The sequence below is a fragment of the uncultured Piscinibacter sp. genome, from assembly GCF_937952055.1.
Taxonomy (GTDB): domain Bacteria; phylum Pseudomonadota; class Gammaproteobacteria; order Burkholderiales; family Burkholderiaceae_C; genus Piscinibacter.
The window spans coordinates 39568-61825 of sequence record NZ_CALFYO010000009.1 but is presented as its reverse complement, the minus strand read 5'-3'; the positions used below and the strand labels follow the sequence as shown (position 1 = coordinate 61825).

21 protein-coding genes and 1 tRNA gene are annotated in these 22258 nt (G+C 69.5%); 10 read left to right on the top strand and 12 right to left on the bottom strand.

Annotated elements, in window-relative coordinates; all coding sequences use genetic code 11:
- Positions 1-6: 6 nt before the first annotated feature.
- From Q0599_RS02725 to Q0599_RS02715, 3 genes are read left to right on the top strand one after another with little or no spacing between them, the layout of a single operon-like run.
- Positions 7-981 (top strand): homoserine kinase, encoded by a 975-nt coding sequence (locus tag Q0599_RS02725; protein ID WP_298825283.1) that lies wholly within the window; start codon positions 7-9, stop codon positions 979-981.
- Positions 978-1799, top strand: a complete 822-nt coding sequence (locus tag Q0599_RS02720; protein ID WP_298825280.1) for a BPSS1780 family membrane protein — start codon at positions 978-980, stop codon at positions 1797-1799. The genes Q0599_RS02725 and Q0599_RS02720 overlap by 4 nt, the downstream gene beginning before the upstream one ends.
- Entirely contained in the window at positions 1796-2554 is a 759-nt protein-coding gene (locus tag Q0599_RS02715; protein WP_298825277.1) for an SDR family oxidoreductase, read from the top strand. Before Q0599_RS02720 ends, Q0599_RS02715 begins: the two co-directional genes overlap by 4 nt.
- 12 nt (positions 2555-2566) lie before the next feature.
- Here the strand turns inward: Q0599_RS02715 and Q0599_RS02710 are convergent, their stop codons facing one another.
- Complete coding sequence (locus Q0599_RS02710) at positions 2567-2866, bottom strand: hypothetical protein (protein WP_298825272.1); 300 nt, start codon at positions 2864-2866, stop codon at positions 2567-2569.
- Positions 2867-2930: 64 nt separating this feature from the next.
- Positions 2931-5234: a PhoX family phosphatase gene (locus Q0599_RS02705; RefSeq protein WP_298825269.1), complete on the bottom strand. Its 2304-nt coding sequence runs from the start codon at positions 5232-5234 to the stop codon at positions 2931-2933.
- Between the two features lie 168 nt (positions 5235-5402).
- Between Q0599_RS02705 and Q0599_RS02700 the strand changes: the two genes are divergently transcribed.
- Complete coding sequence (locus Q0599_RS02700; RefSeq protein WP_298825266.1) at positions 5403-6092, top strand: mobilization protein; 690 nt, start codon at positions 5403-5405, stop codon at positions 6090-6092.
- Positions 6093-6180: 88 nt separating this feature from the next.
- On the opposite strand, the gene Q0599_RS02695 is transcribed toward Q0599_RS02700, so the two are convergent.
- A complete protein-coding gene (locus Q0599_RS02695) occupies positions 6181-7509 on the bottom strand; it encodes an NAD(P)/FAD-dependent oxidoreductase (protein ID WP_298825263.1) in 1329 nt (442 codons plus the stop codon).
- Positions 7506-9050, bottom strand: a complete 1545-nt coding sequence (locus Q0599_RS02690) for a class I adenylate-forming enzyme family protein (protein ID WP_298825261.1) — start codon at positions 9048-9050, stop codon at positions 7506-7508. The genes Q0599_RS02695 and Q0599_RS02690 overlap by 4 nt, the downstream gene beginning before the upstream one ends.
- A 94-nt stretch (positions 9051-9144) precedes the next feature.
- On the opposite strand from Q0599_RS02690, the gene Q0599_RS02685 reads away from it, so the two are divergent.
- Genes Q0599_RS02685 through Q0599_RS02675 form a run of 3 tightly spaced genes read left to right on the top strand, consistent with a single transcriptional unit; the run spans position 9145 to position 11844 of the window.
- Positions 9145-10332 (top strand): acyl-CoA dehydrogenase, encoded by a 1188-nt coding sequence (locus tag Q0599_RS02685; RefSeq protein ID WP_298825259.1) that lies wholly within the window; start codon positions 9145-9147, stop codon positions 10330-10332.
- Between the two features lies 1 nt (position 10333).
- Positions 10334-11098, top strand: a complete 765-nt coding sequence (gene aat, locus Q0599_RS02680; RefSeq protein WP_298825256.1) for a leucyl/phenylalanyl-tRNA--protein transferase — start codon at positions 10334-10336, stop codon at positions 11096-11098.
- The gene (locus Q0599_RS02675; RefSeq protein WP_298825253.1) at positions 11095-11844 is read left to right on the top strand and encodes an arginyltransferase; all 750 of its coding nucleotides are present in this window, start codon (positions 11095-11097) and stop codon (positions 11842-11844) included. Before aat ends, Q0599_RS02675 begins: the two co-directional genes overlap by 4 nt.
- On the opposite strand, the gene Q0599_RS02670 is transcribed toward Q0599_RS02675, so the two are convergent.
- From Q0599_RS02670 to Q0599_RS02650, 5 genes are all read right to left on the bottom strand, one after another.
- Complete coding sequence (locus Q0599_RS02670) at positions 11833-12963, bottom strand: NAD(P)/FAD-dependent oxidoreductase (RefSeq protein ID WP_298825249.1); 1131 nt, start codon at positions 12961-12963, stop codon at positions 11833-11835. The genes Q0599_RS02675 and Q0599_RS02670 overlap by 12 nt on opposite strands.
- Before the next feature lie 76 nt (positions 12964-13039).
- Positions 13040-13114 (bottom strand) — tRNA-Val (locus Q0599_RS02665).
- 22 nt (positions 13115-13136) lie between these two features.
- A complete protein-coding gene (gene dnaQ / locus Q0599_RS02660; protein WP_298825246.1) occupies positions 13137-13850 on the bottom strand; it encodes a DNA polymerase III subunit epsilon in 714 nt (237 codons plus the stop codon).
- Between the two features lie 5 nt (positions 13851-13855).
- Entirely contained in the window at positions 13856-14653 is a 798-nt protein-coding gene (gene lgt / locus Q0599_RS02655; protein WP_298825245.1) for a prolipoprotein diacylglyceryl transferase, read from the bottom strand.
- Positions 14654-14686: 33 nt separating this feature from the next.
- Positions 14687-15601, bottom strand: coding sequence for a LysR family transcriptional regulator (locus Q0599_RS02650; protein ID WP_298825242.1), 915 nt, complete (start codon positions 15599-15601; stop codon positions 14687-14689).
- A 90-nt stretch (positions 15602-15691) separates the two neighbouring features.
- Here Q0599_RS02650 and ilvD point away from each other — a divergent pair, with 90 nt between their 5' ends.
- Positions 15692-17371, top strand: coding sequence for a dihydroxy-acid dehydratase (ilvD, locus tag Q0599_RS02645; protein ID WP_298825239.1), 1680 nt, complete (start codon positions 15692-15694; stop codon positions 17369-17371).
- 21 nt (positions 17372-17392) lie between these two features.
- Here the strand turns inward: ilvD and Q0599_RS02640 are convergent, their stop codons facing one another.
- On the bottom strand, positions 17393-17674 hold the full coding sequence (locus tag Q0599_RS02640) for a TIGR04438 family Trp-rich protein (RefSeq protein WP_298825236.1): 282 nt from the start codon (positions 17672-17674) through the stop codon (positions 17393-17395).
- Positions 17675-17822: 148 nt separating this feature from the next.
- Here Q0599_RS02640 and Q0599_RS02635 point away from each other — a divergent pair, with 148 nt between their 5' ends.
- Positions 17823-18134 (top strand): c-type cytochrome, encoded by a 312-nt coding sequence (locus Q0599_RS02635; protein WP_298825233.1) that lies wholly within the window; start codon positions 17823-17825, stop codon positions 18132-18134.
- Between the two features lie 53 nt (positions 18135-18187).
- On the opposite strand, the gene Q0599_RS02630 is transcribed toward Q0599_RS02635, so the two are convergent.
- Together Q0599_RS02630 and Q0599_RS02625 are read right to left on the bottom strand one after the other, a co-directional pair.
- Entirely contained in the window at positions 18188-20335 is a 2148-nt protein-coding gene (locus Q0599_RS02630; protein ID WP_298825230.1) for a 3-hydroxyacyl-CoA dehydrogenase NAD-binding domain-containing protein, read from the bottom strand.
- A 2-nt stretch (positions 20336-20337) separates the two neighbouring features.
- Positions 20338-21543 (bottom strand): acetyl-CoA C-acetyltransferase, encoded by a 1206-nt coding sequence (locus tag Q0599_RS02625; protein ID WP_298825227.1) that lies wholly within the window; start codon positions 21541-21543, stop codon positions 20338-20340.
- 77 nt (positions 21544-21620) lie between these two features.
- Between Q0599_RS02625 and Q0599_RS02620 the strand changes: the two genes are divergently transcribed.
- Positions 21621-22091: a thioesterase family protein gene (locus Q0599_RS02620; RefSeq protein ID WP_298825224.1), complete on the top strand. Its 471-nt coding sequence runs from the start codon at positions 21621-21623 to the stop codon at positions 22089-22091.
- Positions 22092-22258: the final 167 nt, after the last annotated feature.

The following is a 22258-nucleotide window of genomic DNA, read 5'->3' as shown; positions in this document are numbered from 1 at the left end:
CGGTTCATGGCGGTCTACACCGAGGTCTCGTTCGACGAGGCGGCCGACCTGATTGCGCGGCTCGCCATCGGCAAGCTGACGGCGATGCAGCCGATCGCCGGCGGCATCGAGAACACCAACTACTTCATCGACACGACGCGCGGTCGCTACGTGCTGACGCTTTTCGAGCGGCTCACCCACGAGCAGCTGCCCTTCTACCTGCAGCTGATGAAGCACCTGGCCGAGCACGGCATCCCGGTGCCGCGACCCCACGGCGATGCGTCGGGCGCGATCCTGCACACGCTGCGCGGCAAGCCCGCGGCGGTGGTCGACCGGCTGCGCGGCCGGCATCATCTGGCGCCGGACGCAGCGCATTGCGCGATGGTCGGCGACATGCTCGCGCGCATGCACCTCGCGGCGCACGACTTTCCGCTCGTGCAGCCGAACCTGCGCGGACTGGCCTGGTGGGCCGAGACGGTGCCGGTGATCGCCCCGTTCGTGGACACGGAACGCGCCGCGCTGCTCCAGGACGAACTCGCCTTCCAGCAGCAGCTCGCCGCTTCCGCCGCCTTCCAGGGCCTGCCGCGCGCCGCGATCCATGCCGACCTGTTCCGCGACAACGTCATGTTCGACGAGGGCGACGACGGACGCGATCGCCTCACTGGCTTCTTCGACTTCTACTTCGCCGGCGTGGACACCCTGCTGTTCGACATCGGCGTATGCCTGAACGACTGGTGCATCGATGTCGAGAGCGGCCGCCTGGCGGAGGAGCGCGCCCAGGCCTTCGTCGGTGCCTACGACGCGGTGCGACCGCTGACCAGCGCCGAGCTGCGCGCCCTGCCCGCCCTGATGCGCGCCGCCGCGCTGCGTTTCTGGATCTCGCGTCTGTGGGACCTGCACCTGCCGCGCGACGCTCACCTGCTGCAGCCGCACGACCCCACGCATTTCGAGCGCGTGCTGCGCGCGCGGATCGACGCACCCTGGCACTACACGCGACCATGAGGCTTCAGTACGTTTCCGCCGCCACCGGCGCCACCTGGGTGAAGAAGGGCTTCCGCGCCTTCACGCAGCAGCCCCTGGCCTTCAGCGGCATCTTCGCCGCCTTCCTGTTCGTGATCTTCGTGCTCACGCTGCTGCCGCTGGTCGGCTCGCTGCTGCTGCTTGCGCTGCTGCCGCTGGGCTCGCTGGGCTTCATGATCGCCACGCGCGATGCGCAGCAAGGCAGGCTGCCCCTGCCCCGCGCCTTCGTCGAACCGCTTCGCCAGGGGCCCGCGAAGCTGCGCGCGATGGCGATGCTGGGCCTGATCTACGCAGCCGCCAGCGTGCTCATCATCACGGTGGCCGAATGGGCCGACGGCGGCGCACTCGACCAGCTGATGCAGGTGCTGGCCGACGGCAAGGCCACGCCGACGGACGTGGGCGAGCGGCTCGCCGACCCGCGGCTCGAGCTGGGTCTGCTGCTGCGCTTCGGCCTCGCGGGGCTGCTGTCCATCCCGTTCTGGCATGCGCCGGCACTGGTTCACTGGGGCACGCAGGGCGTGGCGCAGTCGCTGTTCTCCAGCACCGTGGCGGTGTGGCGCAACAAGGGTGCCTTCCTCGTCTTCGGGCTGAGCTGGGCCGCGGTGGTGCTGACCTTCGGCGCCTTCGCGAACATCGTCGCCGCGCTGCTCGGCCAGCCGCAGCTGGTCGCGCTGCTGGCCATGCCAGCTTCGCTGATCCTGTCCACCGTCTTCTACACCTCGCTGTACTTCAGCTTCGCCGACTGCTTCGCCGAGCGCGAGGACTCGCCGGCGCTTCCTCCCAACGAAAGCACACCATGAGCACCACCCCTCGCGTCGCCCTCGTCACCGGCGCCGGCAGCGGCATCGGCCGCGCCTGCGCCCTCGCCCTGCACGGGGCCGGCTACCACGTCGTGCTCGCCGGCCGCCGGGCCGACGCGCTGAACGAGACCATCGCTGCTGCGGCCCGCGACAAGGAGCGGCTGCTCGCCGTGCCCACCGACGTCGGCGATCCGGCCTCGGTGAAGGCGTTGTTCGCGAAGACCCAGGCGGCGTTCGGACGCCTCGACGTGCTCTTCAACAACGCCGGCATGGGTGCCCCGGCCATCCCGATGGAAGACCTCAGCTACGAGCAGTGGAAGGCGGTGGTCGACGTCAACCTGACCGGGCCGTTCCTGTGCACCCAGGAGGCGATCCGCCTGATGAAGAGCCAGTCGCCCCAGGGCGGGCGCATCATCAACAACGGCTCGATCTCGGCCTATGCGCCGCGGCCGTTCTCGGCGCCCTACACCGCCACCAAGCACGCCATCAGCGGGCTGACGCGCAGCACCGCGCTCGACGGCCGACGCCATGGCATCGCCTGCGGACAGATCGACATCGGCAATGCCGCCACGGAGATGACCGAACGCATGGCGCAGGGCGTGCTGCAGGCCGACGGTTCCACCCGCGTCGAGCCGCGCATGGACGTGAGGCACGTCGCCGATGCGGTGGTGCACATGGCCGGCCTGCCGCTCGATGCCAACGTGCTGTTCATGACGGTGATGGCGACGAACATGCCGTTCGTCGGCCGCGGATGAAGCTGCGGCGGATCAGTGCATCTTGTCGCGCGGCGGCTTCTTGAACTGCTCGGGCGTGTAGACGTTGCCCTCCCGCTTTCCCTGACTGGCGCGCCGGATGGCGTCCTCGGCGAGCCGGCGCGCCTGGCGGCGCTTGCCGGGCCAGCGCCACAGCGCAACGGCGCCCGAGCGCAGCCCCCGCCACAGGCGCACGAAGGCGCGGTCGAGCTTCGCGCGCCGCTGCGCCCCGATCACCAGGCGCAGCAGCAGCACCGCACACGCGGCCACCACGAGGGCGGCGAACACCTGCTCGATCACGGCGGCCTGCTGCATGCCGTGATTCTGGCGCCGGATCGAGCCCGACGCCAGAACTCCCGGCACGCCGCCGGGCCGGACCTCAGCGGCCGACGCGTCCGCCGTCGTCCTTGGTGATGACGATGGTCGCCGAGCGCGGGCGCGCGGTCGCCCCGCCCGCACCGTAGCCGGCATTGCCCGGCCAGTGGCTGAGGTACTTCGAGGGGTCGGCGATGTGGGCCACACTGATCGACTCGCCCGGGTGCTGGATGTTGACGAACAGCGCACGGCCGTCCGGCGTCTCGGCGACCCCGGTGATCTCGCAATCCACCGGGCCGACGAGGAAGCGCTTCAGCGCGTCGGCGGCCGGCTGCCTGCCGACGTAGGTGTCCACGTCCAGCGTCGTGCCGTCGGCCTTCGTGTAGCTCAGGCGCACCGCGCTGCCGTCCCCCACTTGGCCCGGGATGCCAGCGAGCATCATGCAGTTGGTCGTGTCGGTGTAGGCCCCGTCGTCGGTCTGGATCCAGGCCAGGCCGGTGGTCGGGCTGAACCACAGTCCGTCGGGGCTGGAGAAGTCCTGGTCGTCGGTCAGCGCGGACAGGTTGACCTTGCCCGGGTCGGCATCGGCCTGCGCGCCGAACAGGTACACGTCCCACCGGAAGCGCGGCGCCTCGGCGCGGCCGTCGGCCTCGGCCATGCGGATGATGTGGCCGTTGACGTTGCCTGGCGAGCCCGCCGCGCCGCCGCCGAACGAATCGCTGTACGAACGCGGATTGCCAGCATCGACCCCCTGCTGCGAACCGCTCGGCTCCACCTTGCGGTTGCTGTTGTTGGTCAGCGTGTAGTAGATCTCGCCCGTCACCGGGTGCACCGCGCACCACTCCGGTCGATCCATCTTCGTCGCACCCACCGCGTCGGCGGCGAGACGCGCATTGACGAGCACGTCCGCCTGGTCGGCGAACGCGTAGCCAGCGTACGCAGCGATCGCCGGGTGGGCGATGTCCAGTTCGATCCAGTCGCCGCTGCCGTCGTCGTTGAAGCGCGCCACGTAGAGGCGGCCGTGGTCGAGGTACTTGTCGCCCACCGCGATGCGGTCGTGGCGGTCGGCATCACCCTTGCGCCAGGTGGCGGTGGAGACGAACTTGTAGATGTACTCGCCGCGCGAGTCGTCGCCCATGTAGACGGCCAAGGGGCGGCCCTCGACCAGCCTGCCGAAGGCCGCGCTCTCGTGCGCGAAACGGCCGAGTGCGGTGCGCTTCCTGGTCGCGGCCTTCCGATCGTAGGGGTCGACCTCGACGATCCAGCCGAAGCCGTTGAGCTCGTTGCGGTAGTCCTCGGCGGCGCTGGCCCCCTTCACGCCAATGTCCCAGCGTGCGTACCGGTCGTCGCTGCCGCCACTCTCCCAGCCGTGGCGGCTGCCGGCACCCTGGCCTCGCCCGTAGCGGTTCAGCGAGGTCACGCTCTTCGCGTCGCCGGAGACGGCGCGCGCCGCATTGTCGGTGGCCGAGCGGGTGAAGTAACCGGCCCAGTTCTCCTCGCCGCTGAGCATGGTGCCCCAGGGCGTCTTGCCGCTGCCGCAGTTGTTCAGCGTGCCGCGGGTGGCGGTGCCGGCAGGCGAGTACTTCGTCGACAGCAGGGCATGGCCGCGCACCGGGCCGGAGATCTCCACCGGCGTCAGCGGCGTGATGCGGCGATTGAACCGCGAGTTGCGCACGTACTCGAAGCGGCCGCCCCGTGAGTGCACCTCGACGACGGACAGCCCGTGGATCGCCACTTCCTTGTCCACTTCGGCGGCCGGTCGCGGCAGGGCGTTGGTGCCGCCATCGGCATGGATGAAGGCGGAGCTGCGCTCGCCGCCACCCTGGCTGGTGGCCTCGTGATTGATCGCCAGGAGGCCGCGGCTCGAGCCGAGGCGATCACGCTGCCGGCCCAGCGGGTCGAGGCCGAAATACTCCATGCCGTCGTGGTGGTCGCCGGCGCGGCGCTCCATCTGGGTGTCGGTGCCGTCGTTGCGGTACTCGGGCGTCTGCGCGTCGAGCGGATCGCCCAGCGCGTACACCACCGTCGCGGTGTAGCCGGCCGGCACCACCACCTTGTCGGCCAGGCCTTTCGGCACGGCCTGGAAGTCGAGGCTGGCGATGCGGCCTTCGCGGCGACTCGAGTGCTCGGCCTGCTTGTCGGCGCCGAGCGCCGCCATGTCCTCGCTGGCCACGGCCAGGTCCTGCGCGTCGCCGCCGCCGCAGGCGCCCAGCGACAGGCCACCGAGCACGGCGCCGGCCACACCGCCGATGCCTCCGCGCAGCACGCCCCGACGCGACAGCCGTGCATCGAGCACGTGATTGAAGGTCGGATTGCCCGAGCCGTTGAGATCGGCGTCATCGTGGTGGGTTGCGGCCTTGTCGTCCATGTCGTCCTCGTCTGCTGGGTTGGAAGAAACCGACGCAGTCTCGGCAGCGCCGATGACAGCGCCGTGAACAGCTGATGACCGCCGCGTGAAGCCCCGCTGGCGCGCCCCGGCGGATTCGGGTCAGAATCGCCCGCTTCAGCGCATCAGGAACGTGGGAGGACGGAGCGGATGGCGAAGATCCATTTCATCGGTGGCGAGAAGGGCGGCGTGGGCAAGTCGCTGCTGGCGCGCGTCCTGGCGCAATACCTGATCGACCACCAGATGCCCTTCCTCGGCTTCGACACGGACCGCTCGCATGGGGCGCTGATGCGCTTCTACGCAGGCTACGCCTCGCCGGTGGTGGTCGACCGCTACGAGGCGCTGGACGCCATCATGGAGGCCGCCGTCGAGCAGCCCGAACGGCGCATCCTCGTGGACCTCGCCGCCCAGACGCACGAGCCGCTGGTGCGCTGGATGGACGACTCCGGCGTGCTCAACCTCGCCGACGAGACCGGCATCACCATCCACTACTGGCACGTGATGGACACGGGCAAGGATTCCGTCGACCTGCTGCGCAAGCTGCTCGACCGATTCGGCACGAGCCTGAAGTACGTGCTGGTGCGCAACCAGGTGCGCGGCGGCGACTTCACGGCGCTCGAGCAGTCGGGCGAGCAGGCCCGCGCGCTCGGCCTGGGCGCGAAGATCGTCTCGGTGAAGAAGCTGCACGACAGCGCGATCCGCAAGATCGACATCAACAGCAGCAGCTTCTGGCATGCCACTGCCAGCGAGAGTCCGATCGCGCTCGGCCTGATGGACCGCCAGCGCGTGAAGATGTGGCTGCGCGACGTGTACCGCGATCTCGACGACGTCGGGGTTTAGCGACGTCGGAGCCAAGGGGGCTCAGGGCGCGGGGGGCTGCACCCGCGGGACCCCCGCGCCCTGCGCCAATCTGGCGTCCGCTGGTTGGCTAGTGCAGCTTGACGCGCGGTTCCGTGCTGCGCGTCATCAGCCGGCTCAGCGAGCCGAGCGCGGTGCGCCAGAAGCCGTGCAGCGCCACCTCGTGCATCTTGTACAAGGACAGGTACATGGTGCGCGCGAACAGTCCCTCGACCCACAGGTTGCCGCCGACCAGGTTGCCCATCAGGTTGCCCACCGTGCTGTACTCGCCCAGCGAGACGAGCGAGCCGAAGTCGCGGTAGCGCCAGGGCTGCAGCGGCTTGCCCTCGATGCGCCGCTGCAGTTGCTCGACCAGGTGCGAGGCCTGCTGATGCGCCGCTTGCGCGCGCGGCGGCACGTTGCCCTCGTGCCCGAGCCAGGGCGCCGCCGCGCAGTCGCCGAGCGCGAAGACGGCCGGGTCGCGCGTGGTCTGCAGCGTGCTTTCCACCACCAGCTGATTGAGGCGGTTGCTCTCCAGACCACCGAGCTCGCGCAGGAAGTCCGGCGCCTTCACGCCGGCCGCCCACACCACCAACTCGGCCGGAATGGTCTCGCCGCCGGCAAGGTGGACGCCCTCGGCGCTCACCTCGGTCACGCGCGAGTTGGTGCGCACGCGCACGCCCAGGCTGGCCAGCAGACCATGCGCCGCGCCCGAGATGCGCTCCGGCAGCGCTGGCAGGATGCGCGGACCGGCCTCGATCAGGTTGAGCCGGATGTCGCGCTCGGGGTCGATGCGCTCGAGGTTGTAGGAGACGAGCGCACGCGTCGCCTTGTGCAGCTCGGCCGCCAGCTCCACGCCGGTGGCGCCCGCGCCGATGATGGCCACCTGCAGCTGCCGCGGCGACAGCGGCTCGCTCTGCATGTGCGCACGGATGCAGGCGTTGACCAGGCGACGGTGAAAGCGCTCGGCCTGCGCCGGCGTCTCCAGCGCGATCGCGTGCTCGGCGACGCCCGGGGTGCCGAAGTCGTTGGTCAGGCTGCCCACCGCCATCACCAGCGTGTCGTAGCCGCGCGTGTAGGGTGGCGTGATCGGCGCCCCCTCCTCGTCGATCGCCGGAGCGACGATCACCTCGCGCTTGTCGCGGTCCAGGCCCACCATCTCGCCGACGCGGTAGCGGAAGCCATGCCAGTGCGATTGCGCCAGATAGTCGGTGGCATGCTCGTGCAGGTCGGTGCTGCCGGCAGCGATCTCGTGCAGGTGCGGCTTCCAGAAATGGGTACGCGCCTTCTCGATCAGCGTGACGTGCGCCCGACCCTTCTTGCCGAGCCTGTCGCCCAGCTGCGTGACGAGCTCGAGCCCGCCGGCACCGCCGCCGACCACGACAATGCGGTGTACGGGCGCTTCTTCGGCGGGGTTCATGGCCGACATGGTGCCATGGCGGCATGCCGTTCGCGCAACTCGCGCTTGAGCACCTTGCCGATGGCGCTGCGCGGCAGTTCGTCGACGAGGTGCAGGGCGGCCAGCCGCTGCGTCTTGCCGACGCGCGCATTGAGCCAATCGCGCAGCGCCCGCGCCTCCGCGGCGTGACCCGGCCGGCACACGACGAAGGCCACCGGCGTCTCGCCCCATTGCGCCGAGGGCACGCCGACCACGGCGGCATCGGTCACGGCAGGATGTTCGCGCAGTTGCGCCTCCAGGTCGCTCGGGTAGATGTTGAAGCCGCCGGAGATGATCATGTCCTTGCGGCGGTCCAGCAGGACGAGGAAGCCGTCGGCATCGAATCGTCCGATGTCGCCCGTGCGGATGAAGCGCTTGCCGGTCGCATCGAACCACTCGGCCTCGCGCGTGGCATCGGGGCGGCGGTGGTAGCCGACCATCATGCCGGGCGAATGACCGACCACCTCGCCGGTGGCGCCGGCCGCCAGCTCGTGGCCGGCGTCGTCGATCAGGCGCGTGTCGGTGCCGGGCGCCGGCTTGCCGACGGTGTGCAGCTTGTCGCGGTGAAGATGGGCCTCCAGGATGCAGGTGCCTCCGCCTTCGGTCATGCCGTAGAACTCGACCAGGCCGCCCGGCCAGCGCCTGAGCACCTCGGCCTTCAGCGCCGCGGGAAACGGCGCGCTGGTGCAGAACTTCAAGCGGAAGGCCGACAGGTCGAAGCGGTCGAACTGCTCGTGGGCCATCAGGCGCTGGTATTGCACCGGCACCAGCATGGTGTGCGTGGCATGCACGCGCTGCGCGAGCTGCAGGTAGGCCAGCGCATCGAACTTCCTCGTCAGCACGACCTCGCCGCCGAAGGCCAGCGAAGGGAAGAACACCACCAGCGTGGTGTTCGAGTACAGCGGCGTGGCCAGCAGCGTCACCGCGCCCGGCCCGTAGCCATAGGGCAGTCCGCGCCGCACATGGGCCCAGCGCATGCCGTGCGGCTGCACGATGCCCTTGGGCTCTCCGGTGGTGCCCGACGAGTAGATGATGTTGAACGGCGACTCGGGGTGAATCTCCACCGGCCGCGGCGACGTGCCCTCGGGCGCGAGCCAGGCTTCGAGGTCGGCGTCGAGCCGCGTGCGCGGCAGCGCGTTGCCGGCGAACTCGGCCTCGCTGCCGGCGTCGACGAACAGCCGCGTCGCCTGCGCATCGGCCAGCATGCGCGCCAGGCTGGCCGGAGTGCTGCCGGGGGCCAGCGGCGCGACCACCGCGCCGGCGCGCAGCGCGCCGAGGAACAGCGTCGCCTGCGCCACCGAGGGCGCGGCACACAGGGCAATGGCCTCGCCCGGCGCCAGGCCGTCGCGCTGCAGCGCGGCGGCGACGCGGTCCATGCGTGCGTCCAGCGCCCCGTAGCTCAGCGCCGTCTCGCCGTCCGACAGCGCCGGCGCGGCGGGCCGCTGCCGGGCTTGGCGGCGGATGCATTCGGCGATGGTGTCGAAGGCACGGTCGGCGATGCCGAAGGCGGTTTCTTGCGTCATGGGGGCTGCGTATACCATGCTCGCCTTGCGCCGCCTGGCACGCCGGCGACACGCCCGCGCTGCCATACTCGACGCCTCGCGAAGGAGTGTGATCATGGCCAGCCAAGCCGCCGTTTTCCAGTGGGACGACCCGCTGCTGCTCGAGCAGCAGCTCAGCGACGACGAACGTGCCGTGCGCAACGCCGCACGCGACTACTGCCAGGGCCGGCTCGCGCCGCGCGTGCTCGACGCCTTCCGCCACGAGAAGACCGATCCGGCGATCTTCCGCGAGATGGGCGAGCTCGGCCTGCTCGGCCCCACCATCCCGGAGGCCTACGGCGGCGCCGGCCTGAACTATGTCTGCTACGGGCTGATCGCCCGCGAGGTGGAGCGCGTCGATTCCGGCTACCGCTCGATGATGAGCGTGCAGAGCTCGCTGGTGATGGTGCCGATCCACACGTTCGGCACCGAGGCGCAGAAGCAGAAGTACCTGCCCAAGCTCGCCAGCGGCCAGTGGATCGGTTGCTTCGGCCTGACCGAGCCGAACCACGGCTCCGACCCGGGCAGCATGATCACCCGCGCGAAGAAGGTCGACGGCGGCTACGAATTGTCCGGCTCGAAGATGTGGATCAGCAACAGCCCGATCGCCGACGTGTTCGTCGTCTGGGCCAAGGACGACGGCGGCCAGATCCGCGGCTTCGTGCTCGAGAAGGGGTGGAAAGGGCTGAGCGCGCCCGCCGTGCACGGCAAGGTGGGCCTGCGCGCCTCGATCACCGGCGAGATCGTCATGGACCGCGTGTTCTGCCCCGAGGAGAATGCCTTCCCCGAGGTGCGCGGCCTGAAGGGCCCGTTCACCTGCCTGAACAGTGCACGCTTCGGCATCGCCTGGGGTGCGCTCGGCGCCGCGGAAGACTGCTTCACCCGCGCGCGGCAGTACGTGCTCGACCGCCAGCAGTTCGGCCGCCCGCTGGCCGCCAACCAGCTCATCCAGAAGAAGCTGGCCGACATGGAAACCGAGATCACGCTGGGCCTGCAGGGCTGCCTGCGCCTGGGCCGCATGAAGGACGAGGGCACCGCATCGGTCGAGGTGACCTCGATCATGAAGCGCAACAGCTGCGGCAAGGCGCTGGACATCGCCCGCATGGCGCGCGACATGATGGGCGGCAACGGCATCAGCGACGAGTTCGGCGTGGCCCGCCACCTCGTCAACCTCGAGGTGGTCAATACCTACGAGGGCACGCATGACGTGCACGCGCTGATCCTCGGCCGCGCGATCACCGGCATTGCTGCGTTCAGCAACTGACGTGATCCCCTGGCTGCGCGGCCCGCAAGACGCGCTGCCGGACACGCGGCGCGCGCTGCCACCGGGCTCGGAAGCGCCCGGCCTGCTCGCCGCCGGAGGCGAGCTGACCCCCAAGCGCCTCACCGAGGCCTACTCGAAGGGAGTGTTCCCCTGGTACAGCGAAGGCCAGCCGGTGCTGTGGTGGTCGCCCGACCCGCGCATGGTGCTGCTCGTCGACGAGTTCCGCCTGAAGCGCTCGCTGCGCAAGACGATCGCCAGGTTCGTCCGCACACCGGGCTGCGCGGTGCGCATCGACACGGCATTCCGCCGCGTCATCGGCGCCTGCGCCAGTACGCCACGCGAGGGCCAGGATGGCACCTGGATCGTGCCGGAGATGGTGGAGGCCTACGCCGACTGGCACCGACTCGGAATGGTGCACAGCGTCGAGACCTGGGTCGACGGCGAACTGGCCGGTGGACTCTATGGCGTCGGACTCGGTCGCATGTTCTTCGGAGAGTCGATGTTCTCGCACCGCACCGATGCTTCGAAGATCGCGCTGGCGGCGCTGGTGTGCTTCTGCCGCGAGCACGGCGTGGCGATGATCGACTGCCAGCAGCGCACCGGCCACCTCGCCTCGCTGGGCGGCCGCGAACTGCCGCGCGCCGAGTTCGAGCGGCGGCTGTCCCTTGCCCTGGGGGCCGATCCGATTCGCGATTGGACCTATGATGCGGCGCTGTGGCGCCACCTTGGTTTCGGCGCCGATGCCGAGCAGGACCCCGGCCCGTGACGCACCCGAAAGAACTACCGCTCGCTTCGCTGCAGTTCTACGCCACCGCACCGTACCCGTGCAGCTATGTGGCCGGCCGCATGGCACGCTCGCAGGTCGCCACGCCCAGCCACCTGATCCATGCCGACGCCTACTCGGGCCTGGTTGCCAACGGCTTCCGGCGCAGCGGCATGTTCACCTACCGACCCTATTGCGACGGCTGCCGCTCCTGCGTGCCGTTGCGCGTGCCGGTGGCCACGTTCGAGCCGACGCGCAGCCAGCGCCGCGCCTGGCGGGCCCACCGGCACCTGCAGGCGCGCGTGCTTCGGCTGTGCTTCGTGCCCGAGCACTACCAGCTCTACCTGCGCTACCAGGCGGGCCGCCACAGCGGCGGCGGCATGGACCACGACTCGATCGACCAGTACACCCAGTTCCTGCTGCAGAGCCGCGTCAACTCGCGGCTGGTCGAGTTCCGCGAGCCGGCCGCCGACGGCAGCCTGGGCGCATTGAAGATGGTCTCCATCCTCGACATCCTCAACGACGGGCTGTCGGCGGTCTACACCTTCTTCGAGCCCGAGCCGCGCAGCAGCTACGGCACCTACAACGTGCTGTGGCAGATCGAGCAGACGCGCGCGCTGAAGCTGCCGCATGTCTACCTCGGCTACTGGATCGCGCAGAGCGAGAAGATGGATTACAAGGCGCAGTTCGCCCCGCACGAACTGCTGATCGAGGGGCGCTGGCAGCGCCCCGCCCCCTCAGGCGCCTGAGCCCTCGCGCCCCAGACGGCGCAGCACCTCGTCGGCGATGGCGAGGCTGGCGGTGAGGCCGGGCGACTCGATGCCGAACAGGTTCACGAGCCCCGCGATGCCGTGCTCGACGGGCCCCTGCAGCACGAAGTCTGCGGCCGCCGTGCCGGGTCCGCCCAGCTTGGGGCGCACGCCGCTGTAGGCCGGTTGCAGCGCGCCATCGCGCAGATCGGGCCAATAGCGCCGGATCTCGGCGTAGAAGCCGTCGGCACGCGAAGCGTCGACGCGGTAGTCGATGTCGTCCGGCGAGCCTTCGGCGAGCCATTGCACGTCGGGCCCGAAGCGTGCCTGTCCGCCGAGGTCCAGCGTCAGGTGCACGCCCAGCCCCGCCTGTTCAGGCACAGGGTAGATCAGCCGGGTGAACGGCGCGCGGCCGGCGAGCGAGAAGTAGTTGCCCTTGGCATGAAAGCCGCGCGGCACGTGCCGCGCCGGCAGGCCGCTCATCGAGGCGGCCACGGCCGGCGCCCACAGGCCGGCGGCATTGACGACGATCCGCGCCGACAGCGCCATCGCAGCGTCGCCACCGACCTCCACGACATGCTCGGCCTGGCCGCAATGCACGCCGAGCACCGGCGAGCGCAACGCCAGCGCGCCGCCGGCGCGCTCCATGTCGCCCAGCAGCGCGAGCATCAGGCCATGGCTGTCGACGATGCCGGTCTCCGGCGAGAGCAACGCGGCAGTGCAGCGCAGTGCGGGTTCCAGTGCGCGGGCGGCCTCGCCTTCGAGCCGCTGCAGCGCCACACCATTCGCGGCGGCCCGGATGCGTGTGGCCTCCAGCGCGGCATGCTGATCCGTCGACGTGGCCACGACGAGCTTGCCGCAACGCCGGTGCGACACGCCGTGCGACGCACAAAATGCGTAAAGCTGCTGCCGCCCCTGCACGCAGAGGCGCGCCTTCAGCGATCCGGCCGGGTAGTACAGGCCGGCGTGGATGACCTCGCTGTTGCGCGAACTGGTGCCGGTGCCGATCGCATCGGCGCGTTCGAGCACCACCGTTTCCAGTCCGCTGCAGGCGAGTGCGCGTCCCACCGCGAGACCGACCACGCCGGCTCCGATCACCAGGGCATCGACACTGTCCATGACCGCAGACCCGCCTCCCGCAAAAGCGAACGGCCGGGAGGGAGCCCGGCCGCGGATGCTGTGTTTGCTGGATCGGTGGTGGGCGGCGAGGGTTTCGAACCCCCGACCCCCGCAGTGTGAATGCGATGCTCTACCCCTGAGCTAGCCGCCCTCGCGATCCGCAGAGCCTTGCATTATACCACAGCCGGCTCCGCCGGCTGCCACACGGTCTTGCCGCCGCTGGCCTTGCCGAGCTCGGCGATCAACGCGGCATGCGCCTGCATTTCGGTCTCGTCGGCCGCGAGCACCGGCAGCACGAAGCTCGAGAGATCCACCGCCTCCAGCGCCACCTCGGACGACGCGGCCTCGACCTCGTCGATGACCAGCGAGTCCTGGCCGCGCGTCATGCGGATGTAGACCTCGGCCAGCAAACCGGCGTCGAGCAGCGCCCCATGCAGGCTGCGGCTGGCGTTGTCGACCTCGAGCCGCTTGCACAGCGCGTCGAGCGAGTTCGACTTCCCCGGGAACATCTCGCGTGCCATCAGCAGCGTGTCGGTGACGGTGTCCACCTGCGATTCGAACGCGGGCCGGCCGAGCCGGCGCAGTTCCGCGTCGAGAAAGCCCACGTCGAAGGCTGCGTTGTGGATCAGGATCTCGGCGCCGGCGAGGTATTCCATGAGCTCGTCGACGATGGCCGAGAACAGTGGCTTGTCGGCGAGGAACTCGTCGGTCAGCCCGTGCACCTTGACTGCGTCCTCGTGGCTGGCACGCTCGGGGTTCAGGTAGAAGTGCAGGTTGCGGCCGGACAGGCGCCGGTTGAGCATCTCCACGCAGCCGATCTCGATGATGCGGTCTCCGGACTCGGCGTTCAGGCCCGTGGTTTCGGTGTCGAGGAAGATCTGTCGCATGTCGTTCAGGCCGCCTTGCGCGCACCGCGCAGCCACAACCACGCGCCGACGATCAGCATCGGCACGCACAGCCACTGGCCCATGCTCATGTTGAGCGCCAGCAGACCGAGGAAGGCATCCGGCTCGCGGAAGAACTCGGCGATGAAGCGGAACACGCCGTAGCCGAACAGGAACAGCCCCGCCACCTGCCCCGGCCCGCGCGGCTTGCGGCCGTACACCCACAGGATCACGAACAGCAGCAAGCCTTCCAGGAGGAACTGGTACAGCGGCGACGGATGCCGCGGGACCATGCTGCCCGACTGCGGGAAGACCATCGCCCAGGGCAGACTCGCATCGGCCTGGCGGCCCCAAAGCTCGCCGTTGATGAAGTTGCCGATGCGCCCCGATGCCAGCCCGGTGGGCACGGCCGGCGCGATCAGGTCCATGACCTGCAGGAACGGCCGGCCTCTCATGCGCCCGAACAGCGCCACCGCGGCAATCACACCGAGCAGTCCGCCGTGGAAGGCCATGCCGCCCTTCCACACGGCGAACACCTCGAACGGGTGCGCAGCGTAGTAGCCGGGCTTGTAGAAGAGCACATAGCCGAGCCGCCCGCCAATCACCACACCGAGCACACCGTAGAAGAGCAGATCCTCGACGTCGCGGCGCGTCCAGCCGGCCTGCGCGAACTGCGGCAATGCAGCGCGCCGCGCCGCCAGCCATAGGAACAGGCCGAAGGCGACGAGGTAGGTGATGCCGTACCAGTGGATGGCCACCGGACCGAGTTGCAGGGCGATCGGACTGAATTGTGGGTGGACGAGCATGGAAGTCTCTTCGAGAGCAGCGCGAACGATACCCTAGAGGCGTTCCCGCACGAACCCAACGAAGCGCGTCACGGCCGGTGGCGCGTCGGGACGCCAGACCAGGCTGGTCTCGCAGCGGGGCGCCGCATCCGCCAGCGATGCGGGCAAGGCGCGGTACACCGTGCCGGGACGCTGCAGCAACGTCATCGATCGCGGCACGAGGGCCAGGCCGAGACCGGCGGACACCAGATTGACGATGGTCTGCATCTGGATCGCCTCCTGCGCGATCACCGGCGTCACGCCATGGCGGTGGTAGAAGGCGAGCACGGCGTCGTACAGCGAAGGCGCAATGCCTCGCGGAAAGATCACCAGCGGCTCGCGCAGGATCTGCGCCGCCGTGAGTCGCTTCGGCGCCGCTTCAGGCAGCGCCAGCACGAGTGACTCGATGCCCAGCGACAGCCGTTGCAGCGGCGGCGGCGGCGCGATGCCCGGCGCGTGCAGCACGAAGCCGGCGTCCAGTTCACGTTGCGCGAAGGCCTCGAACTGGACGTCGCCGGTGGCCTCGCGCAGCTCGATGGCGATGCCGGGATGGGCCTCGCGGAAGGTGCGCAGCCACAGTGGGAGCGGTCCGAAGCCGACCGTGGACACGAAACCGAGCCGGATGCGGCCAAGTTCGCCACCGGCGGCATCGTGCGCGCGCGCGGCCAGTGCCGCGGCCTGCTGCAGCAGTTGACGTACGGGCTCCACCAACGCCGTGCCGGCGGGTGTGAGCGCCACGCTGCGCCGGGTGCGTTCGAACAGCACGGTGCCCAGGCGGCGCTCGAGCTGCTGGATGGCCTGCGTCAGCGGCGGCTGCGTCATGTGCAGCCGCTGTGCCGCGCGGCCGAAGTGCAGCGTCTCGGACAGCGCGAGGAACTGCCGCCAGACGCGCAGTTCGATCTCCGTTGCCGCTGCCCCGCCGTGTCTCATACACCAAGCATATCAATTCGTCCGTCGAGATCGATTGGACGCATGCTTGGCCGCGGACGACAATGCGTCTCCCCGCTGAAGGAGTGACCGATGAAGATCAACCGCCGTTCCGCAAACATCACCGAAGGCGTGGCCCGTGCGCCGAACCGCTCCATGTACTACGCGCTGGGATACCAGGAAGGCGATTTCAGGAAGCCGATGATCGGCGTGGCCAACGGCCACTCGACCATCACCCCCTGCAACTCCGGCCTGCAGCGGCTGGCCGACGCCGCCGTCATCGGCCTGAAGGAGGCCGGCGCCAACCCGCAGATCTTCGGCACGCCGACCATCAGCGACGGCATGGCGATGGGTACCGAGGGCATGAAGTACTCGCTGGTCTCGCGGGAGGTGATCGCCGACTGCGTCGAGACCTGCGTCGGCGGCCAGTGGATGGACGGCGTGATGGTGATCGGCGGCTGCGACAAGAACATGCCCGGCGGCATGATGGGCATGCTGCGCGCCAACGTACCGGCGATCTACATCTACGGCGGCACCATCCTGCCCGGCCGCTACAAGGGACAGGACCTGAACATCGTCAGCGTGTTCGAGGCGGTAGGCCAGTACTCCGCAGGCAAGATGAGCGAGGAGGACTTCTGCCAGATCGAGCGCCACGCCATCCCGGGCAGCGGCAGCTGCGGCGGCATGTACACCGCGAACACGATGAGCTCGGCGTTCGAGGCACTGGGCCTGTCGCTGCCCTACGCGTCGACGATGGCCAACGTCGAGGGCGAGATCGTCTCGATGGTCGAGCGCGCCGCCCTGGTGCTGGTCGAGGCGGTGAAGAACGACATCAAGCCGCGCGACATCGTCACGAAGAAGGCCATCGAGAACGCCGTCGCGGTGATCATGGCCACGGGCGGCTCCACCAACGCGGTGCTGCACTTCCTCGCCATCGCGCACGCCGCCGGCGTGGACTGGACCATCGACGACTTCGAGCGCGTGCGCCAGCGCACGCCGGTGCTGTGCGACCTCAAGCCCAGCGGCCAGTACCTGGCGGTGGACCTGCACCGCGCCGGCGGCATCCCGGCGGTGATGAAAGAACTGCTCAAGGCCGGCCTGCTGCACGGCGACTGCATGACCATCACCGGCAAGACGGTGGCCGAGAGCCTGGCCGATGTGCCCGAGTTGTCGAGCGAACAGAAGGTCATCCGGCCGATCGGCAACCCGATCTATGCCCAGGGCCATCTGGCCATCCTGAAGGGCAACCTGAGCCCGGAAGGCTGCGTGGCCAAGATCACCGGCCTGAAGAACCCGGCCATCACCGGACCGGCGCGCGTATTTGACGACGAACAGTCGGCACTGGCGGCGATCATGGCGGGGCAGATCAAGGCCGGCGACGTGATGGTGCTGCGCTACCTGGGCCCCAAGGGTGGGCCGGGCATGCCCGAGATGCTGGCGCCCACCGGCGCGCTGATCGGCCAGGGCCTGGGCGAATCGGTCGGCCTGATCACGGACGGTCGCTTCTCGGGTGGCACCTGGGGCATGGTGGTCGGCCACGTGGCGCCGGAGGCCTTCGAGGGCGGCAACATCGCACTGGTGCGGGAAGGCGACTCGATCACCATCGACGCCCGCACGCTGACGTTGCAACTGAATGTGTCGGACGCGGAGCTGGCCCAGCGCCGCGCGGCGTGGTCGCGCCCGGCGCCGCGTTACACCCGCGGCGTGCTGGCCAAGTTCGCGAAGAACGCGTCCAGCGCCAGTTCGGGGGCGGTGCTCGACAAGTTCGAGTGAGTCGGGCGGTCCCGGGGGGGCTCAGCGCCCGCCGGACTTCTTGGCGCGGCGCGCGGCCTTGTCCATGCCCAGCGCCTCGAGGTTCTGCTGGCGGCGTGCCTGGCGGCGCTGCTCCATCTTCTCCATCTCGCGTCGCTTGTTGTAGCCCGTGGCATCCGCCCAGGCCCACCACACGGCCGCCAGGCCGAAAGGCACGCAGAACTTCCACAGGTCGCCGCTGATGTTCCAGGTCCAGTCGGCGGGGGGGCCGATGCCCAGCAGGTTCATCAGGATGATGACCACGCCGATGGCAATGAAATACATGACTCGCGCTCCCGGGGTGCGGAATTCGTCCGCAAGATAGGCGTCAACCGACACCCCTACAATCCGTTGTTGACACTGTAGCCGACCGATCGGCTGGGCGGGTGCGCAAACATCCGCAGAATTTCCCGTTTGACCTCGAAAGGAAATCATGAAGCTGTTCCCCGCTCTCGCTCTCGTCGCGGCTGCCGCCACCGTCTCTGCCCCCGCCATGGCCGACGAGGCGCTGGCCAAGGCCAAGAACTGCCTGGCCTGCCACGCCATCGACAAGAAGCTGGTCGGCCCGTCCTACAAGGACATCGCCGCCAAGTACGCCGGCCAGAAGGACGCGGTGGACACGCTGTCCGCCAAGGTCATCAAGGGCGGCGTGGGCGTGTGGGGCCAGATCCCGATGCCCGCCAACGCCCAGGTCAACGAGGCCGAGTCGAAGAAGCTGGTGACCTGGATCCTCGGCCTGAAGTGATCCGCTCCAGCGCCTGAACGAAGCCCCGCTTGCGGGGCTTCTTCATTTCCGGTTCAGGTCGAGCCGGCGAGCGCACGCCGCAGCGCCTCGCGCACCGTCGGCGAGACGGCAAAACGCTCGCCGTGGTGTGCCGCCAGCGCATCGGCGTTGCGCAGAAAGGTGTCGAGGCCTTCGGAGGCAACGAACTGGATCGCACCGCCCGTCCAGGCCGGGAAGCCGATGCCGAAGATCGAGCCGATGTTCGCCTCGTGCACGCTGGCGAGCACGTTCTCGGCCAGGCAGCGAGCCGTTTCGATGGACTGCCGGTACAGCAGCCGCTGCTTCAGTGCCGTCAGGTCGGCGGTGGCGCCTGGCCTCTCGAAGTGCCGCTTCAACCCCGGCCACAGGCGCTTGGGTTGGCCCTCGGGATAGTCGTAGAAGCCGCCGCCTCCGGCGCGGCCGGTCCGCCTGAACTCCTTGACCATGCGCTCGACCAGCAACTCGCCGGCACCCGGCTCGTAGCGCTGCCCCGCCGCCGCGAGGTCGGCGCGCGTCTGCTCCAGCACGTGCACCGACAGCGACAACGAGGTCTCGTCGATCACCGCGAGCGGCCCGACCGGCATGCCGGCCGCCTCCGCGGCATGCTCGATCAGCGGCGCAGGCATGCCCTCGCCGAGCATCGCCGCACCCTCCATCACGAAGGTGCCGAACACGCGGCTGGTGAAGAAGCCGCGCGAGTCGTTGACGACGATCGGCGTCTTGCCCAGTGCCAGCACGTAGTCGTAGGCGCGCGCCACCGTCTCGTCGTCGGTGGCCGCACCGCGGATGATTTCGACCAGCTTCATCCTGTGCACCGGCGAGAAGAAGTGCAGGCCGATGAAGCGCTGCGGCGCGGCGCTCGCCTTCGCCAGGCCGCCGATCGGCAACGTGGAGGTGTTGGACGCGAACACGCCCCCTCGCGCGAGCATGGGCTCGGCCTCGCGCGTGACCTGCGCCTTCAGTTCGCGCTGCTCGAACACCGCCTCGATGATCAGGTCGCAGCCATTCAGGTCAGAGACCTCGGCGGTCGGCGTGACCCGAGCGAGCAGCGCAGCCTGGGCCGCCTCGTCCATGCGTCCCTTGGCGACCAGCGGCGCGGTGATCCTGCGCACCGCCTCGTGGCCGGCGCGTGCCTTCTCGAGCGTCACGTCCTTCAGCACGCAGGGGATGCCGCGCGAGGCATTCGCGTGCGCGATGCCGGCGCCCATCATGCCGGCGCCCAGCACGCCGACCTGCGCCGGCCGCCACGGCGCGAAGCCCTGCGGACGCGACTTGCCGGCCTTGATGGCATTGAGGTTGAAGAAGAACGCCGTGATCATGTTCTTGGCGTTCTGCCCGACCATGATCTTCGCGAGCTTGCGGCTCTCGATGCGCGTGGCAGTGTCGTAGTCGACCAGCGCGCCTTCGACCATGGTCTCGAGGATGGCCTGTGCGGCCGGGTAGAGACCATGCGTCTTGGCCGCCAGCATCGCCGGCGCCACCGTCAGCCCCGCGGCGATCTTCGGATTCGCAGGCGTGCCGCCGGGCATGCGGTAATCCTTGCGGTCCCAGGGCTGGATCGCGTTCGGATGCTCGGCGATCCAGGCCAGCGCCATCTCGTGAAGGTCTTCCATCGTCGAGCCGATGCCGTCAACGAGGCCCAGTTCGAGCGCCTCGCGTGGCCCGAACAGCTTGCCTTCCATCAGGTAGGGCTGCGCCGCCATCAGGCCAAGCAGGCGAACCGTCTTGGTGATGCCGGTGGCGCCGGGAATGAGCCCGAGCGACACCTCCGGCGTGCCGAACTGGATCTTGCGGTCATCGAGCGCGAAGCGCGCGTGCGCGGCCAGCGCCAGCTCCCAGCCGCCGCCGAGCGCCGCGCCGCCAAGCAACGCCACCACCGGGCGGCCCATGGTCTCGAGGCGGCGGAAGCAGGCCTTCATCGCCTCGATGCCCTGGAAGCCCGCGGCGGCATCCTCGGCCTTCAGCTTCAGCACGCTGTCGAGCTGCGCGCCGGCGAAGAAGGTCTTCTTCCCGGACATCACCAGCACGCCCTTGATGCGATCCTTGTCGGCTTCGACGCGCGCCACCGCCTCGGCGAGGTCGGCCTGCCACTGCACGGTCATCGTGTTGACCGCTGCGCCTGGCGCGTCGTGGGTGATGGTGGCGATGCCCTCGGCATCCAGCGCGTAGCGGATCGTCTGCACGCTCACACCCTCTCGATGATCGTCGCGATGCCCATGCCGCCGCCGACGCACAGCGTGATCAGGCCACGCTTCAGGTGGCGCCGCTCCAGCTCGTCCAGCAGCGTGCCCAGCAGCATCGCGCCGGTGGCGCCGAGTGGGTGACCGAGCGCGATCGCGCCGCCGTTGACGTTGACCTTGTCGTGCGGCACGTTCATCTCCTTCATGAAGCGCATCGGCACGGCTGCGAACGCCTCGTTGACCTCGAACAGGTCGATGTCGTCCACCGTCAAGCGCGCCTTGGCGAGCGCCTTGCGTGTGGCCGGCATCGGGCCGGTGAGCATGATGGTCGGATCGGCGCCCGACAGCGCGGTGGCAACGATGCGCCCGCGCGGCACCAGGCCGAGCTCGCGGCCCTTCGCTTCGCTGCCGATCAGCACCGCCGCCGCACCGTCGACGATGCCCGAGGAATTGCCCGCCGTGTGCACGTGCTCGATGCGCTCGACCTGCGGATAGCGCGCCAGCGCCACCGCGTCGAAGCCCAGCGCGCCGAGCTCGGCGAATGCCGGTTTGAGTTGCGACAGCCCCTCGAGCGTGGTGCGCGGCTTGATGAACTCGTCACGCTCCAGCACCGGCAGGCCGATCTCGTCGTCCACCGGGATCACCGAGCGGTCGAAGCGCCCTTCGGCTTGCGCGGCGGCGGCACGCTGCTGCGAGACGAGCGCGAAGCGATCCACGTCCTCGCGGCCCCACCCGGCCAGCGTGGCGATGAGGTCGGCGCCGATGCCCTGAGGCACGAAGCCGGTGGCGAAGTTGGTCGCCGGATCCTGCGCCCAGGCGCCGCCGTCGCTGCCGATCGGCACGCGCGACATGCTTTCCACGCCGCCGGCGATGACGAGATCTTCCCAGCCGCTGGCGACCTTCTGCGCCGCCAGGTTCACCGCCTCCAGGCCGGAGGCGCAGAAGCGGTTGATCTGCATGCCGGCGACGCGGAAGTCCCAACCAGCCTTCAGCGCCGCCGTCTTGGCGATCACCGAGCCCTGCTCGCCGATCGGCGAGACCACGCCCATCACCACGTCGTCGAGCGCAGCGGGGTCGAAGTCCAGGCGCTTCTGCAGCTTCACCAGCAGCCCCGCCAGCAGGTCGACCGGCTTGACCTCGTGCAGGCTGCCGTCCCTCTTGCCCTTGCCGCGCGGCGTGCGCACGGCGTCGAAGATCATTGCATGACTCACAGCCGCATCCTCCGGGTTGCCTGCATTCACAGTGCATTATCGAGGTCGACACACTGCCCCGCCATCATCGACAACCCATGAGCCCGAGTCCCGCCTTCGAAACTTCGTTCGTCAACGGCTTGAAGGAGATCTTCGAGCAACGCATCGTCTTCAACCGCCTGCTCGGCCTGCGCATCGACGAGGTCTCGGGCGATGGCGTGAGCGGCCGCATCGCCATGCGCGAAGACCTGATCGGCCACTACGGCCACCGCCGTCTTCACGGCGGCGTGGTCAGCGCCGGGCTGGACGCGATGGGCGGACTGGCGGTGATGGCGGCGATCGGTGCGCGCCACATGGACGAGGCGCCGCTGCAGCGCCTCCATCGCTTCGGCAAGCTCGGCACCATCGACCTGCGCATCGACTATCTTCGCCCGGCCGTCGGCGAGAGCTTCGTGTTGCGCGCACAGGTCCTGCGGCTGGGGTCGCGGGTGGCCTCCACGCGCATGGAGTTCTTCGGCGCCGAAGGCAAGCTGCTGTCGACGGGTGCCGGCGCCTACATCGTGTCCTGAGTCGAACCCAGGGGCGATCCCAGCGCGACACCGCAGGCCTGATTTCGCCCGCGCGACTTGGCCGCATACAGTTGTGCGTCGGCCTCGCGCAGCAGCATCTCGGCGGAGCCGGCCCAGTCCGCATGCTCGTCCGAACTCGGCCTGCGCCTGCGCGTCGATGCTGCGTT

What these genes read in the sequence shown, in the direction of transcription:
- Q0599_RS02725 (WP_298825283.1), top strand. Translation starts at nt 7, where the DNA reads ATGGCGGTCTACACCGAGGTCTCGTTCGACGAGGCGGCCGACCTGATT.
- Q0599_RS02720 (WP_298825280.1), top strand. Translation starts at nt 978, where the DNA reads ATGAGGCTTCAGTACGTTTCCGCCGCCACCGGCGCCACCTGGGTGAAG.
- Q0599_RS02715 (WP_298825277.1), top strand. Translation starts at nt 1,796, where the DNA reads ATGAGCACCACCCCTCGCGTCGCCCTCGTCACCGGCGCCGGCAGCGGC.
- Q0599_RS02710 (WP_298825272.1), bottom strand. Translation starts at nt 2,866, where the DNA reads ATGCAGCAGGCCGCCGTGATCGAGCAGGTGTTCGCCGCCCTCGTGGTG.
- Q0599_RS02705 (WP_298825269.1), bottom strand. Translation starts at nt 5,234, where the DNA reads ATGGACGACAAGGCCGCAACCCACCACGATGACGCCGATCTCAACGGC.
- Q0599_RS02700 (WP_298825266.1), top strand. Translation starts at nt 5,403, where the DNA reads ATGGCGAAGATCCATTTCATCGGTGGCGAGAAGGGCGGCGTGGGCAAG.
- Q0599_RS02695 (WP_298825263.1), bottom strand. Translation starts at nt 7,509, where the DNA reads ATGAACCCCGCCGAAGAAGCGCCCGTACACCGCATTGTCGTGGTCGGC.
- Q0599_RS02690 (WP_298825261.1), bottom strand. Translation starts at nt 9,050, where the DNA reads ATGACGCAAGAAACCGCCTTCGGCATCGCCGACCGTGCCTTCGACACC.
- Q0599_RS02685 (WP_298825259.1), top strand. Translation starts at nt 9,145, where the DNA reads ATGGCCAGCCAAGCCGCCGTTTTCCAGTGGGACGACCCGCTGCTGCTC.
- Q0599_RS02670 (WP_298825249.1), bottom strand. Translation starts at nt 12,963, where the DNA reads ATGGACAGTGTCGATGCCCTGGTGATCGGAGCCGGCGTGGTCGGTCTC.
- dnaQ (WP_298825246.1), bottom strand. Translation starts at nt 13,850, where the DNA reads ATGCGACAGATCTTCCTCGACACCGAAACCACGGGCCTGAACGCCGAG.
- lgt (WP_298825245.1), bottom strand. Translation starts at nt 14,653, where the DNA reads ATGCTCGTCCACCCACAATTCAGTCCGATCGCCCTGCAACTCGGTCCG.
- Q0599_RS02650 (WP_298825242.1), bottom strand. Translation starts at nt 15,601, where the DNA reads ATGAGACACGGCGGGGCAGCGGCAACGGAGATCGAACTGCGCGTCTGG.
- ilvD (WP_298825239.1), top strand. Translation starts at nt 15,692, where the DNA reads ATGAAGATCAACCGCCGTTCCGCAAACATCACCGAAGGCGTGGCCCGT.
- Q0599_RS02640 (WP_298825236.1), bottom strand. Translation starts at nt 17,674, where the DNA reads ATGTATTTCATTGCCATCGGCGTGGTCATCATCCTGATGAACCTGCTG.
- Q0599_RS02635 (WP_298825233.1), top strand. Translation starts at nt 17,823, where the DNA reads ATGAAGCTGTTCCCCGCTCTCGCTCTCGTCGCGGCTGCCGCCACCGTC.
- Q0599_RS02620 (WP_298825224.1), top strand. Translation starts at nt 21,621, where the DNA reads ATGAGCCCGAGTCCCGCCTTCGAAACTTCGTTCGTCAACGGCTTGAAG.